This is a genomic window from Rhodopseudomonas sp. WA056 (assembly GCF_010906995.1).
Classification (GTDB): domain Bacteria; phylum Pseudomonadota; class Alphaproteobacteria; order Rhizobiales; family Xanthobacteraceae; genus Rhodopseudomonas; species Rhodopseudomonas palustris_G.
The window spans coordinates 1-13,691 of sequence record NZ_QPFS01000123.1; the positions used below are offsets into that span (position 1 = coordinate 1).

The following is a 13,691-nucleotide window of genomic DNA, read 5'->3' on the forward strand; positions in this document are numbered from 1 at the left end:
CGATCGAATGGCTGGAAAACGATCTCGCCCAGCGCAAAAGCGCGATCGTGATGATCAGCCACGACCGCCGCTTCCTCAGCAATCTGTCGCGCGCCACCGCCTGGCTCGACCGCGGCGTGATCCGCCAGATCGACCGCGGCTTCTCGCAATTCGAAAGCTGGCGCGACGACGTGCTGGCCGAAGAGGAGCGCGATCAGCACAAGCTCGACCGCAAGATCGTGATGGAAGAGCACTGGCTGCGCTACGGCGTCTCCGGCCGCCGCAAGCGCAACGTCAAGCGGCTCGCCGGCCTGCACGAACTGCGCGCCCAGCGCCGCGACTATCGCGGGCCCACGGGTGCTGCCTCGCTCGCCGCAGCCGAAGCCGACAAATCCGGCAAGCTGGTGATCGAAGCGAAATCGATCAACAAGGCGTGGGGCGACCGCCCGATCGTCGACGGCTTCTCGATCCGGATCAATCGCGGCGACCGCGTCGGCATCGTCGGCCCGAACGGCGCCGGCAAGACCACGCTGATCAGCCTGCTCACCGGCGCGATCGCGCCCGACAGCGGCACGGTGCGGCTCGGCACCAATCTGGAGATCGCCACGCTCGACCAGAGCCGCGACAGCCTGGACGCGAAAACGACGCTGTCCGACGCGCTGACCGGCGGCCGCGGCGACCAGGTGATGGTCGGCGGCAAGCCGCGCCACGTGATCGGCTACATGAAGGACTTCCTGTTCACCCAGGAGCAGGCGCGCACGCCGCTGGAGGCGCTGTCCGGCGGCGAACGCGGCCGGCTGATGCTGGCGCGCTCGCTGGCAAAACCGTCGAACCTGTTGGTGCTCGACGAGCCGACCAACGACCTCGACCTCGAAACCCTCGACGTGCTCGAGGAGATGCTCGGCGATTACGACGGCACGGTGATCCTGATCAGCCACGACCGCGACTTCCTCGACCGCGTCGTCACCTCGGTGATCGCGCCGGACGGCGACGGCAAATGGATCGAATATGCCGGCGGCTATTCCGACATGCTGGCGCAGCGCGGCGCCGATCTGACGCGGCAGCCGGCCAAGGCCGCGGCGTCCGAGCCGGCCGCTGCGAAGGCCGCGCCCTCGCCCGCCGCGGCGCCGGCGCCGAAGCGCAAGCTGAGCTTCAACGAAAAGCACGCGCTGGAAACGCTGCCCAAGACCATCGCCAAGCTGGAAGCCGAGATCGCGAGCTTGCAGAAGCAGCTCGACGATCCGCAGCTCTACGCCAAGGACCGCGCCAAATTTGACAAGATCTCGGCCGCGATGGCCAAGGCGCACGACGAGCATCAGGCTGCCGAGCACCGCTGGCTCGAACTGGAGATGCTGCGCGAAGAGATCGAAAGCGCGTGAGACGCGCACGCGCCACACGCACCGCCCTCATCCTGAGGAGCACCGCGTAGCCCGGAGGGCGCAGCGGTGCGTCTCGAAGGATGAGCCACACCAACTCATGGTTCGAGACGCGCAGCTTCGCTGCGCTCCTCACCATGAGGGCCCACCGTTGCCATATGCTTCAACCCCGGAGCCCGCCCATGACCACGCCACTCGCCGCCAGAATCGCCCGCGAGGTCGGCACGCCGGCGCTGGTGATCGACATGGACCGGGTCGAACACAACATCGCACGCATCCAGGCGATGTGCGATGCCGCGGGCGTCGCCAACCGGCCGCACATCAAGACCCACAAATCGCCGCTGCTGGCGAAGATGCAGATCGAGGCCGGTGCCCGCGGCATCACCTGCCAGAAGCTCGGCGAGGCCGAAGTGATGGCCGATGCCGGCATCGACGACATCCTGATCAGCTACAATCTGATCGGCGAGGAAAAGATCGCGCGGCTCGGCGCGCTGCACGAACGCGCCGCGATGACGGTCGCGGCCGACAACGCGGTGGTGATCGCCGGCCTGCCCGCGGCAGCCAAGCGCGCCGGCCGGCCGCTCGGCGTCGTGGTCGAATGCGACACCGGCCGTCAGCGCGCCGGCGTCGAGACCCCGGCCGAAGCGGTGGCGCTGGCGCGGATGATCGCGGCGTCGGAAGGGCTGAGCTTCAAGGGCTTCATGCTTTATCCGACCGAGGACGACTGGCCGCGGGCGCAGCGCTTCTTCGACGAGGCGCTGGCCGGGGTGCGCGCCCACGGCCTCGACGCCGCGATGGTCTCGACCGGCGGCTCGCCGAACCTGAAGAACCTCGGCCAGTTGAAGGGAGCCACCGAGCATCGCCCCGGCACCTACATCTACAACGACCGCATGCAGGTCGCCGCCGGCGTCGCCTCTTGGGACGATTGCGCGCTGACGGTGTATTCCACCGTGGTCAGCCGCGCCGGCCCGGAACGCGGCATCCTCGATGCGGGATCCAAGACCCTGACCTCCGACCCCGGCGGCGGCCTCGACGGCTACGGCCTGATCCTCGATCACCCCGAAGCGCGCATCGCCAAATTCGCCGAGGAACACGGCTTCCTCGACCTGTCCCGCAGCAACTCCCGTCCGAACGTCGGCGACGTCGTGCGGATCATCCCCAACCACGTCTGCGTCGTCGTCAACATGGTCGACGAGGTGGCAATGGTACGCGGCGAGGAGATTTTGGGACCGCTTCCGGTCGCGGCGCGGGGGAGGCTGAAGTAACAACGCAAAGACGAAGTAACACCTCAGCGTTCGTCATTCCGGGGCACGCAGCGAAGCTGCGCGAGCCCCGGAATGACTCGCGGAGAGGTCATGCCCTCGCCGTGACGGAAAGTCATCGCCCCAGATATTTCGCCGCGCCCTGCCCAGCCGCCCGCCCCGTCGCAAAGCACGCGGTGAGCAGATAGCCGCCGGTCGGCGCTTCCCAGTCGAGCATCTCGCCGGCGGCGAACACGCCGGGCAGTTTGCGCAGCATGTAGTCCGCATCGACCTCGCCCCACGCGATGCCGCCGGCGGTCGAGATCGCCCTGGCGATCGGCGCGGTGCCGACCAGACGCACCGGCACGGCATTGATCAGCGCAGCGAGGCGATCGGCGGACAGGGTCGCAAGCGCAACGCCCGATCCATGCGCGGCCTCCTGCAGCAGACCGATGCCCGCCTGCGACAGCCCCGCGGCCTTGCGCAAATACGTCGACAGCGACTGCTTACCCTTCGGCTTCGCCAATCGCGCGGCGAGATCACCCGCTGGGAGATCAGGGCGCAGCGCGATCGACAACCTCGCTTCGCCCTCCGCCAGGACCGCATCACGCAGAGGCGCTGAGATCGCGTAGATCGCACCGCCTTCGATGCCGTCGCGGGTGATCACCGCCTCGCCGCGCACGGTGCGTGTGCCGAACGACAGCGCGACATTCTTCAGCGGCGCGCCCTGATACTTGTCCGCGAACAGCGCCGACCACGCGGCGACGAAGCCGCAATTCGCCGGCTGGAGCGGTGCGATCGTGATGCCCTTCGCGGCGAGCAGATCGCTCCAGCTCCCATCCGAGCCGAGCCGCGGCCAGCTCGCGCCGCCGAGCGCCAACACCGTCGCCCGCGCTGCGATGCTGCGCGGGCCGTCCGCTGTGTCGAACGACAGCCGTCCGTCGCCGTCCCAGCCGGTCCAGCGATGCCTCAGGCGAAGCTGCACGCCCAACGCATCGAGCCGACGTAGCCAGGCGCGCAGCAGCGGCGAGGCCTTCATCGCGACCGGAAACACCCGGCCGCTGGAGCCGACGAAGGTGGGCTGTCCGAGCTCGTCGGCCCAGGCACGCAGTTGCTGCGGCCCGAACGCCTCGATCGCCGGGGTCAGCCACGCCTGCGCCGCGCCGTAGCGCGTCAGGAAGTCCGGCATCGCTTCGCTGTGCGTCAGATTGAGGCCGCCGCGCCCGGCCAGCAGAAACTTCCGCGCCGGCGCGCCCATGCCGTCGAACACGGTGACGCGCGCGCCCGCCTGCGCCAATTGCTCGGCCGCCATCAGCCCGGCCGGGCCGGCGCCGATCACGGCGGCGTCGATGTCGATGATGTCAGCCACGACGGCTGGGTCCGGTGGAAATCATCCGGCGCTTATACACCAACCCGGACAGGCGCAGAGATTCCGGGTTCACGCCTTCGGCGTGCCCCGGAATGACTCGTGGAGAGGCTTCACCCCAACCACGTCGTTCCGGGGCGCTCGCGCCAGCGAGCGAACCCGGAACCTCGCTGCGACTCAGAGATTCCGGGTTCACGCCTTCGGCGTGCCCCGGAATGACTCGTGGAGAGGCTTCACCCCAACCACGTCGTTCCGGGGCGCTCGCGCCAGCGAGCGAACCCGGAACCTCGACAAGTTCTGCGACTCTGAGATTCCCGGTTCGCGCCTTCGGCGCGCCCCGGAATGACGATCGCATTACATCTTGATGCCGAGCCTTGCGGCGGCCTGCGCCACGTATTTCTGCGTCTGCTGGAACGCGCCTTCGAGCGCCTGAGCCTTGGAGTCGTCGCTGATCTCGGCGAAGTGGGCGGCGATCGCGTCGGGGGTCCACTCCTCCTCCGGCAGGTTGATGCCTTCGGTCTCGATGATCTTGATCTGCGCGAACGAGCCGGCGCCGGCGCCGAGCGTGGTGCGGGTCGGCGCGTTGTCGCTGAGCAGGAACAGCACCGCGGGGGTGATCGCCTCCGGCTTCATCAGGGCCAGCGCCTGCGGCGGCAGCAGCTCTTCGGTCATGCGGGTCGCCGCGGTCGGCGACACGGTGTTGACGCGGATGTCGGTTTTGCGGCCTTCCTGCGCCAGCACGTTCATCAAACCGACGATGCCGGCCTTCGCGGCACCGTAGTTGGCTTGGCCGAAATTGCCGAACATGCCCGACGACGAGGTGGTCAGCACGATGCGGCCGTAGTTGCGCTCCTTCATGCCGTCCCACACCGCCTTGCAGCAGTAGAACGTGCCGGCGAGATGCACGTCGATCACCTTCTGGAAATCGCTCAGCTCCATCTTGCCGAACGACTTGTCGCGCAGGATGCCGGCGTTGGCGACCAGCAGGTCGACGCTGCCCCACTCCTTGGTCGCCTTGGCGACCATCGCCTGGACCTGTTCGTAGTTCGACACGTCGGCGCCGTCGGCCATTGCGGTGCCGCCGGCCTTCCTGATCTCTTCGACCACGGTCTCGGCCGCGGTCATCGAGCCGCCGGTGCCGTCGCGCGCACCGCCGAAATCGTTGACCACCACCTTGGCGCCGAGCGCCGCGAGACCCAGCGCATGCGCGCGGCCGAGACCATTGCCCGCGCCGGTGACGATGGCGACGCGTCCGTCGAACCTGATAGCCATATGTGTTGTTTCCCCGGATTATTGTTCGAAGTAGATCAGGCCGAGCCAGTCAGCCACGAGGGCCGAGCGCTTCTCGCCCTCGATTTCGACGTTGACGCTGGTACGCGACAACAATTCGCCCGGCTTGCGCATAGTGGCTTCAGCCAGCATGAAACGGCCGCGCACGCGCGAGCCCGCCTTCACCGGCGAAATGAAGCGCAGCCGGTCGAAGCCGTAATTGACGCCCATGGTGACGCCCTTGATGCGCGGCATCGCCTCGTAGGAGAACACGCTCAGCATCGACAGCGTCAGGAAGCCGTGGGCGATGGTGGTGCCGAACGGCGTCTCGCGCGCGGCGCGCACGGGATCGACGTGGATGAACTGCCAATCCTCGGTGCAGTCGGCGAACTGATCGATCCGCTTCTGATCGACCACGTGCCATTCCGACACCCCGATCTCGGTGCCGACCAGCTTCATATAGGCGTCGAGTTCCAATTCAGTGGACATTCCAACCTCGTTGTTTCGCGCTGCACATTCCACATCGCGAAACCCGCGCCAAGCGAAATCTTCGCTCGCCGCGGGCGCCGAAAATTCCGCGTTACGGGAGCAGCGCGACCCGGCCGATCGCCTTGCGGTCGATCAGCAGCCGCATGCCGCGCGCCCATTCGGTCAGCGGCACGCGATGCGAGATGTTCGGCCGCAGCACGCCCGTGGCGGCGAGTTCGAGCAGCTTGGCGGTGCGCTGCTCGCCGCGCGCCGGATCACGCCGCACCGCCTCGCCGGCGCGCACGCCGATCACGCTTGCGCCCTTCATCAGGATCAGATTGGTGCGGGCGAGCCCGATGCCGCCGGTGAAGCCCACCACCAGCAGCCGCGCGCCCCAATTGATACAGCGCACGCTGTCTTCGAAGATCTGGCCGCCGACCGGATCGAACACCACGTCGGCGCCGCGGCCGTCGGTGATGCGCTTGACCGCATCCCGGAACGGCTCGGCACCATACAGGATGCCGTGGTCCGCGCCGCGCTGCCGCGCCACCGCGAGCTTCTCTTCGCTCGACGCCGCCGCGATCACGCATGCGCCGAGATATTTGCCGACCTCGACCGCCGCGAGCCCGACGCCGCCGCCGGCGCCGTGCACCAGCAGCACTTCGCCCGGCTGAAGCTGGCCGCGTTCGACCAGCCCGTGCCAGGCGGTGCCGTGGCCGGCCAGATAAGTCGCAGCTTCGGCGAAGTCGAAATTCGCCGGCGCCGGCGTGAGCTGTGAGGCGGCTGCCACCACCTCTTCGGCATAAGCGCCGAACCGCAGCTTGACGATGACGCGATCGCCGAGCTTGACGCCGGTGACATCGGCGCCGAGCTCGATGATCTCGCCCGCCGCCTCCATCCCGGGAATGAACGGCAGCTCCGGCTTGAGCTGATACTCGCCGGCGCACATCAGGATGTCGGGGAAGTTGATACCGGCGGCGCGGATCGCGACCCGCACCTCGCCCGGCTTCAACGCCTTGCGGTCGATCTCTTCAAGCCGCAGCGACTCGGGAGGGCCGAGTTCGCGGCACACCACAGCCTTCGGCATCAGGCGGCACCCGCCTTGCGACGCGCCAGCGCCTCGCGCACCAAGGGCAGCCGGTCGTTGCCGAAATACATGTCGGTCTTGTCCACAAAGATCGTCGGCGAGCCGAATCCGCCGCGTGCCATCACCTCGTCGGTATTGTCCTTGAGCTGGTCCTTGATGCTCTGCTCGGCGATTCCGGCGAACAACGCCTTCGGGTCGAGGCCGCACCGGGCGCAGATCGCGCTCAGCACCTCGTCCTTGGAGATGTCCTGGTCGTCGCCCCAATAGGCTTCGAACACCGCGGTCGCGAACGGCACCATCGCGCCGGGCTTGTCGCGCAGCAGCCACAGACAGCCGCGCATCGCCTTGACGCTGTTCACCGGAAACACGCTGGGCGGCATCTTGATCGGAAGGCCCGCCGAGCGCGCCCAATCCGACAGATCCTTGACCATGTAGCGCGCCTTCAGCGGCACCGGCGTCTTGCGGCTCTCGTACACGCTCGGATTGACCGAGTTGAAGATGCCGCCGACCAGGATCGGCCGCCACGAAATCTCCTCGCCCATCTCTTTCGCCAGCGGCTGGATGTTGTGGAAGGCGAGATAGGTCCAGGGACTGGAGCAGTCGAAGAAGAATTCGAGCATCGGGATTTCCTCCGTCGTTGTTGATTTTTGTTCGTCGTTCAAACTGATCTCGTCATTCCGGGGCGCTCGCACCAGCCAGCGAGCGACCCCAGAATCCAGTGGTTCAGAACATCTCGGGATTCCGGGTTCGCGCCTGCGGCGCGCCCCGGAACGACGGACGCGGAAGCTGTGAAGCTGGCCCTCACTGCTGCTGCGCGCTCTGCGCCTGCGCGTCGGCATGAGCCGGCTTGTCGACGCCGAACAGCAGCTTGCGGGCCTGCTCGTCCATCGGCTTCTTGTCCTCCTTGCCGAGGGCGAGACCGGCCTGCAGCTTCGGCCGAGCGCGCAACGTCGCGTACCAGCGCTTGATGTTGGGATAGTCGTCGAGCGTCAAGCCCTGCGCCTTGTGGGTCATGATCCAGGGAAAACAGGCGATGTCGGCGATCGAGTAGTCGCCGGCGATACAGTCGCGGTCGGCCAGCCGGCGATCCAGCACGCCGTACAGCCGCTTCGCTTCGCGGCTGTAGCGGTCGATCGCGTAAGGGATCTTCTCCGGCGCATACAGCAGGAAGTGGCCGTTCTGCCCGAGCATCGGCCCGAGCCCGGCCATCTGCCACATCAGCCACTGCATCACCTCGAACCGCGCCCGCGTCTCGGTCGGCATCAACTGCCCGGATTTTTCCGCCAGATAGATCAGGATCGCCCCGCTCTCGAACACCGACAGCGGCTCGCCGCCGCCCATCGGCGCATGATCGACGATCGCCGGCATCCGTCCGTTGGGGCTGAGCGCCAGAAATTCCGGCTGGTGCTGATCGCCTCGGCCGAGCTGCATCGGCACCACCTTGTAAGGCAGGCCGCACTCTTCGAGCATGATCGAGATCTTCCAGCCGTTCGGCGTCGGCGCGTAATACAGATCGATCATGGCGGCAGGGTCCTCTTGACGGGTTTGCGCCGATCCTAGCCCGGCTTCGGCCGGCTTGTCACCTCGGTCTCGCACTTCTGTACGCCCCGCCGCGGACGTGGCACAGAGGAGTCAATCAGGCCCATGTCAGGCTGCAGGGAGAGAACACGATGCTGTTTCCGACCACGATCGCCGGCTCGTTGCCGAAACCGGAATGGCTGGCCGAGCCCAACAAGCTGTGGGCGCCGTGGAAGTCGACGGGCGCCGAGCTGCTCCGCGCCAAGCGCGACGCCACCATCCTGGCGCTCAAGCTGCAGGAAGACTCAGGAATCGACATCGTCACCGAGGGCGAACAGGCGCGGCAGCACTTCGTTCACGGTTTCCTCGAAGCCGTCGAGGGCATCGATTTCGCCCACAAGGTCGAGATGGGCATCCGCAACGACCGCTACAAAGCGATGGTGCCACAGGTGGTGGCGCCGCTGCGGCTGAAAGGCCGCGTTCACGGCTTCGAAGGACAGATCGCGCGAGCGCATAGCACGCACAAGATCAAGTTCACCCTGCCCGGCCCGATGACGATCATCGACACCATTGCGGACCGCTACTACGGCGACCGAGTCAAGATGGCGTTCGCCTTCGCCGAACTGCTGAACGAGGAAGCCAAGGCGCTCGCCGCAGACGGCATCGACATGATCCAGTTCGACGAGCCGGCATTCAACGTCTACATGAGCGAGGCTGCCGACTGGGGCGTCAAGGCGCTGGAACGCGCTGCCGAGGGCCTCACCTGCGCCACCGCCGTCCACATCTGCTACGGCTATGGCATCAAGGCCAACACCGATTGGAAGGAAACGCTCGGCGCCGAGTGGCGGCAATACGAGGACATCTTCCCGGCGATCGACAAGAGCGCAATCCAGCAGGTCGCGGTCGAGTGCCGCAATTCGAAAGTGCCGCTGGAACTGTTGTCGCTGCTCAAGGGCAAGATCGTGCAGGCCGGCGTCATCGACGTCGCCAGCGACGAGGTCGAAACGGCGGACGATGTCTGCGAAACCATCGAGGCGGTGATGCGCTACGTGCCCAAGAGCAACATCGTCGCCACCACCAATTGCGGCATGGCCCCGATGCGCCGCGACATTGCCGAAGCCAAGCTCGCCGCACTCGGCGCCGGCGCGGAATTGGCGCGGGAGCGGTTCGGTTAGCAACGTCTACGTCATTTCGGGGCGCCGCGCAGCGGCGAACCGGACCCCGTGGTACTCTGAATCTCCAGATTCCGGGTTCGCGCTTCGCGCGCCCCGGAATGACGTCGTTAGTTGGTAGACGCGCTCGGATGCAGCGCGGGACGATAGCCGGTAGCCAATACACGCAGCGTCGACGGCGGCGTGATTAGCAGCGCCACAGCCGGCCGGCGATAGGACAGCTGATAGCCGTCGAACGACCAGCGCAGCGCGCGACCTCGCACGATCAGATAGCACGCAGACATCTGCCCTGCCGCCGCATTGGCGGACACATGCGGCCGTGCGCCGTCGCTCGCCACCACCATCGCCCCGTCCGGTAACGCCTCCACCGCGCACGGCAGCGGATGCAGCCGCTTGGCGCGGCGGTCGAGCCGTTCGCGATGCAATGTGGCGTCGATCTGTCTGGCGCTGACTTGCTCGAGCCCGTTGCCGCGCGCCCAGGCGGCGGCGAAGGCATTCGCGTCGGTGCGGCGGCAGTAGTAGCAAGGCCGATGCCCGGCCGCGAGCGCGGTGGCCTCGTCGAGAAAGAACAGCTCGGTCCAGCTCCGCGTCGCCATCACGTCGCGGCGGCGGCCACGGAACTCGCAGGCGCAGGTGATCCAGGCGTGACTCGACCAGCGCCTGTTCAGCAACGTCCTAGTGGCCGGGTCGTGAATGATGCCGCGATTGCCCGTGAACATCCCGCGGCTCGCTACCGCGACGATCTCGCCGAACGGCGTCACGCGGTTTTGCAGCGGCATGGTTGGTCCTTCCGTCATTGCGAGCGAAGCGAAGCAATCCAGCTTCATGCACGGGGCGCCTGGATTGCTTCGTCGCTTCGCTCCTTTCAATGACGACGTGGAGCTACGCCGCCCCGTCCTTGAGCGGCGGCTGGAAGCTGAGGCCGGTGTCCCAGGGGAAGAAGATCCAGGTGTCCTGCGACACCTCGGTGATGAAGGTGTCGACCAGCGGGCGGCCCTTCGGCTTGGCGTAGACCGCGGCGAAATGCGCGTCGGGCAGCAGCGACCGCACCATCCGGCCGGTCTTGCCGGTGTCGACCAGATCGTCGATGATCAGCAGACCCTTGCCGGTGCCGCCGCCCAGCGCTGCGGTCTGATCCGACACCCCCTTGAGCACCTGCAGTTCGCCCTGCTTGTCGTGCTCATAGCTGGCGATGCAAACCGTATCTATCACCCGCAGGCCGAGTTCGCGGGCGACGATCGCCGCCGGCACCAGACCGCCACGGGTGATGGCGATTACCGCATGAAACGGTCCGAGTTCGTTGAGCCGCCAGCTCAGCGCCCGGCAATCGCGGTGAAACTGATCCCATGACACCGGGAACGGACGCCCTGCCCGCTTCTGCTCGGTCGGTTCGCTCTGCGTCATCCATTCACTCCGACTATTCCGTCATGCGAGCACCCGGATCGGCGCTTTGCACCGTCCGGGCACAGGCTCCGCAAGGCAATCCTGAGCCACGGTGCACGCGGTTCTGGATTGCTCCGCCGTTCCGCTCCTCGCGGTGACGGGAACGACTTGTCTTGGTTCACTTCGCGGCCTGCAGCTCCGCCAGCATCTGCTTCACGGCGGTCATCGCCTGCTGCAGCTTTTCCGGATCGCGCGAACGCACCACCAGATTGGTGTTCGGCTTGCGCTCCTCGTCGAGGAACGGATAGCTGCCGATCATGGTGTCCGGATGCGCGGCGGCGATCTCGCGCAGCGGGCCGCCGATGTCGCCCTCGCGGGCGTTGGCCTTCACCGTCTCCGACAGCATCCGGACGCCGGACTTCAGCCGCGGTGCGACGATATCCATCATCGCCTGCATGATCGATGGCACCCCGGCCATGACGATGACGTTGCCGATCTTGAAGCCGGGCGCAATGATCGTCGCGCTCTGGATCAGCTCGGCACCATCCGGGATCCGCGCCATCCGCAGCCGCGCTTCGTTGAGTTCAGCTTCTGAAAATCGCTCGCGGAATCGGGCCACCACCTCGGGGTGACAGTCGATCCCGACCCCGAAAGCCTTGGCGACGCAGTCGGCAGTGATATCGTCATGGGTCGGACCGATCCCGCCGGTGGTGAAGACGTAGGTGTAGCGGCTCCGCAGCGCATCCAGCGCCTCAATGATCGCGTCCTCGTCGTCGGCGACCACCCGCACTTCGCGCAAATCGATCGCAATGTTGGTCAGGTATTCGGCGATGAAACCGATGTTCTTGTCCTTGGTCCGGCCGGACAGAATCTCGTCGCCAATCACCAGGATACCCGCCGTAACGATCTCGCTCATGAATGCTTCCGTTTCCCCGCTGCTACGTGCCGGCGACGGCGCTGCCTCGGAGGCGTTTGCCGCTGATTTGAGCAGCACACCGCCCGATTTGCGGGCAACATTGTGAACCCGCGGTCAAAAACCGTCCACTCCTTCCATATCGTGCTGGCCCGCCCCTTGCTACTGCTGTGTTCCATGCTGCACTCTCACGCAGCATCCTTGGGAATCAGACTGGTTTCATGGCAGTTGCGTTCGATGAAATGAACGGCCTCGGCGGCGATGTTCGCGCGGCCTATCAGGAATTGTCCCGCTGGCTCGGCGAAACGCCGCCCGAAGCCCTCACCAATCGGCGCCAGGAAGCCGAGCTGCTGTTTCGCCGCATCGGCATCACCTTCGCGGTGTATGGCGACGCCGAAGCGCAGGAGCGGCTGATCCCGTTCGACGTTATCCCGCGCATTCTGTCGGCGCAGGAATGGGCGCGGATGGAACTGGGGCTGAAGCAGCGGGTGCGCGCGCTCAACATGTTCCTGCGCGACATCTATCACGGCCGCGACATCCTGCGCGCCGGCCTGATTCCGGACGACCTGATCTTCCAGAATCCGGTGTTCCGCCCGGAGATGAACGGCCAGGCGGTGCCGCACGACGTCTATGTCCACATCGCCGGGATCGACATCGTCCGGGTCGACGACGAGCACTTCTACGTGCTGGAGGACAATGCGCGCACCCCGTCCGGCGTCTCCTACATGCTGGAAAACCGCGAGATCATGATGCGGCTGTTTCCGGATCTGTTCGCCCGGCATCGCATCGCGCCGGTCGAGCGGTATCCGGACGAGCTGTTGACCGCGCTGCGCTCGGTCGCGCCGGCACATTCGTCGTCGGAACCGACGGTGGCGCTGATGACGCCCGGCGTGTTCAATTCCGCCTATTACGAGCACTCGTTCCTGGCCGACAAGCTCGGCATCGAGCTGGTCGAGGGGCGCGACCTCGTCGTCAAGAACGACGAGGTGTTCATGCGCACCACCGAAGGGCTGAAGCGGGTCGACGTGATCTATCGCCGGGTCGACGACGACTTCATCGATCCGTTGACGTTCCGGCCGGATTCGGTGCTCGGCGTGCCGGGGCTGATGTCGGCCTATCGGGCCGGTAACGTCACGCTGGCCAATGCGGTCGGCACCGGTATCGCCGACGACAAGGCGGTGTACAGCTACATGCCTGACATCGTGAAGTTTTATCTGGGCGAAGAGCCGATCCTGAAGAACGTCCCGACCTGGCGGTGCCGCGAGCCGAGCGACCTGGCCTACGTGCTCGACCATCTGTCAGAGCTGGTGGTCAAGGAAGTCCACGGTTCCGGCGGCTACGGCATGCTGATCGGCCCCACCGCCACCAAGGCGACGATCGAGGCGTTCCGCGAGAAGCTGAAGCGCGAGCCGGACGGCTTCATCGCCCAACCGACGCTCGCGCTCTCCACCTGCCCCACCTGCACCGAATCCGGCCTGGCCCCCCGCCACGTCGACCTCCGACCATTCGTGCTCACCGGCCGCGACCGTATCACCGTGGTGCCCGGCGGCCTGACCCGCGTCGCGCTCCAGGACGGCTCGCTGGTGGTGAACTCCAGCCAGGGCGGCGGCACCAAGGACACCTGGGTGCTGGATGAGTAGGTTCGCTTCGCTTGCATCCACGAACACTGCCCTCATCCTGAGGAGCGCGCCATCGGCGCGCGTCTCGAAGGATCGGCGCCACACACCGCATGGTTCGAGACGCCCGCCGTCCCGGCGGGCTCCTCACCATGAGGGTTTGTGCGTGCGGCTACTTAGCAGCGGTCCACAACGGAAGCCTCACCTCGTGTCACCCCCCACCCCGCCCCTCCCCCGCAAGGGGGGAGGGAGAAGAAGCCGCCATGCTGTCCCGCCACCCCGAAAACCTGTGCTGGCCGTCCC

13 protein-coding genes are annotated in these 13,691 nt (G+C 66.5%); 4 read left to right on the forward strand and 9 right to left on the reverse strand.

The features are described from left to right. Together DU475_RS19645 and DU475_RS19650 are read left to right on the forward strand one after the other, a co-directional pair. Nucleotides 1-1,358: ATP-binding cassette domain-containing protein (locus DU475_RS19645; RefSeq protein ID WP_164633074.1), on the forward strand; the 1,358-nt coding region annotated here is incomplete at its 5' end. A gap of 179 nt (nt 1,359-1,537) precedes the next feature. Continuing rightward, nucleotides 1,538-2,620 carry a D-TA family PLP-dependent enzyme gene (locus tag DU475_RS19650; protein WP_164633075.1) on the forward strand — a complete coding sequence of 361 codons (1,083 nt, stop codon included), beginning with the start codon at nt 1,538-1,540 and terminating at the stop codon, nt 2,618-2,620. Between the two features lie 112 nt (nt 2,621-2,732). Here the strand turns inward: DU475_RS19650 and DU475_RS19655 are convergent, their stop codons facing one another. The 6 genes from DU475_RS19655 to DU475_RS19680 form a co-directional block, all read right to left on the reverse strand. Next, nucleotides 2,733-3,965: a BaiN/RdsA family NAD(P)/FAD-dependent oxidoreductase gene (locus DU475_RS19655; RefSeq protein ID WP_164633076.1), complete on the reverse strand. Its 1,233-nt coding sequence runs from the start codon at nt 3,963-3,965 to the stop codon at nt 2,733-2,735. Between the two features lie 351 nt (nt 3,966-4,316). Then, nucleotides 4,317-5,234: an SDR family NAD(P)-dependent oxidoreductase gene (locus DU475_RS19660; protein WP_013503021.1), complete on the reverse strand. Its 918-nt coding sequence runs from the start codon at nt 5,232-5,234 to the stop codon at nt 4,317-4,319. Nucleotides 5,235-5,252: 18 nt separating this feature from the next. Next, nucleotides 5,253-5,720, reverse strand: coding sequence for a MaoC family dehydratase (locus DU475_RS19665; RefSeq protein WP_013503022.1), 468 nt, complete (start codon nt 5,718-5,720; stop codon nt 5,253-5,255). 91 nt (nt 5,721-5,811) lie between these two features. Next, nucleotides 5,812-6,786, reverse strand: coding sequence for an NADPH:quinone oxidoreductase family protein (locus tag DU475_RS19670; protein WP_164633077.1), 975 nt, complete (start codon nt 6,784-6,786; stop codon nt 5,812-5,814). Continuing rightward, a complete protein-coding gene (locus DU475_RS19675; protein ID WP_164633078.1) occupies nt 6,786-7,406 on the reverse strand; it encodes a 2-hydroxychromene-2-carboxylate isomerase in 621 nt (206 codons plus the stop codon). Before DU475_RS19675 ends, DU475_RS19670 begins: the two co-directional genes overlap by 1 nt. Nucleotides 7,407-7,587: 181 nt before the next feature. Then, nucleotides 7,588-8,307 (reverse strand): glutathione S-transferase N-terminal domain-containing protein, encoded by a 720-nt coding sequence (locus tag DU475_RS19680; RefSeq protein ID WP_164633079.1) that lies wholly within the window; start codon nt 8,305-8,307, stop codon nt 7,588-7,590. A 149-nt stretch (nt 8,308-8,456) separates the two neighbouring features. Here DU475_RS19680 and DU475_RS19685 point away from each other — a divergent pair, with 149 nt between their 5' ends. Then, nucleotides 8,457-9,479, forward strand: a complete 1,023-nt coding sequence (locus tag DU475_RS19685) for a methionine synthase (protein ID WP_164633080.1) — start codon at nt 8,457-8,459, stop codon at nt 9,477-9,479. 107 nt (nt 9,480-9,586) lie between these two features. On the opposite strand, the gene DU475_RS19690 is transcribed toward DU475_RS19685, so the two are convergent. The 3 genes from DU475_RS19690 to DU475_RS19700 form a co-directional block, all read right to left on the reverse strand. Further along, nucleotides 9,587-10,255: a hypothetical protein gene (locus DU475_RS19690; protein WP_047309692.1), complete on the reverse strand. Its 669-nt coding sequence runs from the start codon at nt 10,253-10,255 to the stop codon at nt 9,587-9,589. 103 nt (nt 10,256-10,358) lie between these two features. Then, on the reverse strand, nt 10,359-10,880 hold the full coding sequence (gene gpt, locus DU475_RS19695) for a xanthine phosphoribosyltransferase (RefSeq protein ID WP_047309691.1): 522 nt from the start codon (nt 10,878-10,880) through the stop codon (nt 10,359-10,361). Between the two features lie 157 nt (nt 10,881-11,037). Further along, nucleotides 11,038-11,775 carry a competence/damage-inducible protein A gene (locus tag DU475_RS19700; protein ID WP_047309690.1) on the reverse strand — a complete coding sequence of 246 codons (738 nt, stop codon included), beginning with the start codon at nt 11,773-11,775 and terminating at the stop codon, nt 11,038-11,040. Between the two features lie 218 nt (nt 11,776-11,993). Between DU475_RS19700 and DU475_RS19705 the strand changes: the two genes are divergently transcribed. Next, entirely contained in the window at nt 11,994-13,412 is a 1,419-nt protein-coding gene (locus DU475_RS19705) for a circularly permuted type 2 ATP-grasp protein (RefSeq protein WP_013503030.1), read from the forward strand. Nucleotides 13,413-13,691 lie beyond the last annotated feature (279 nt).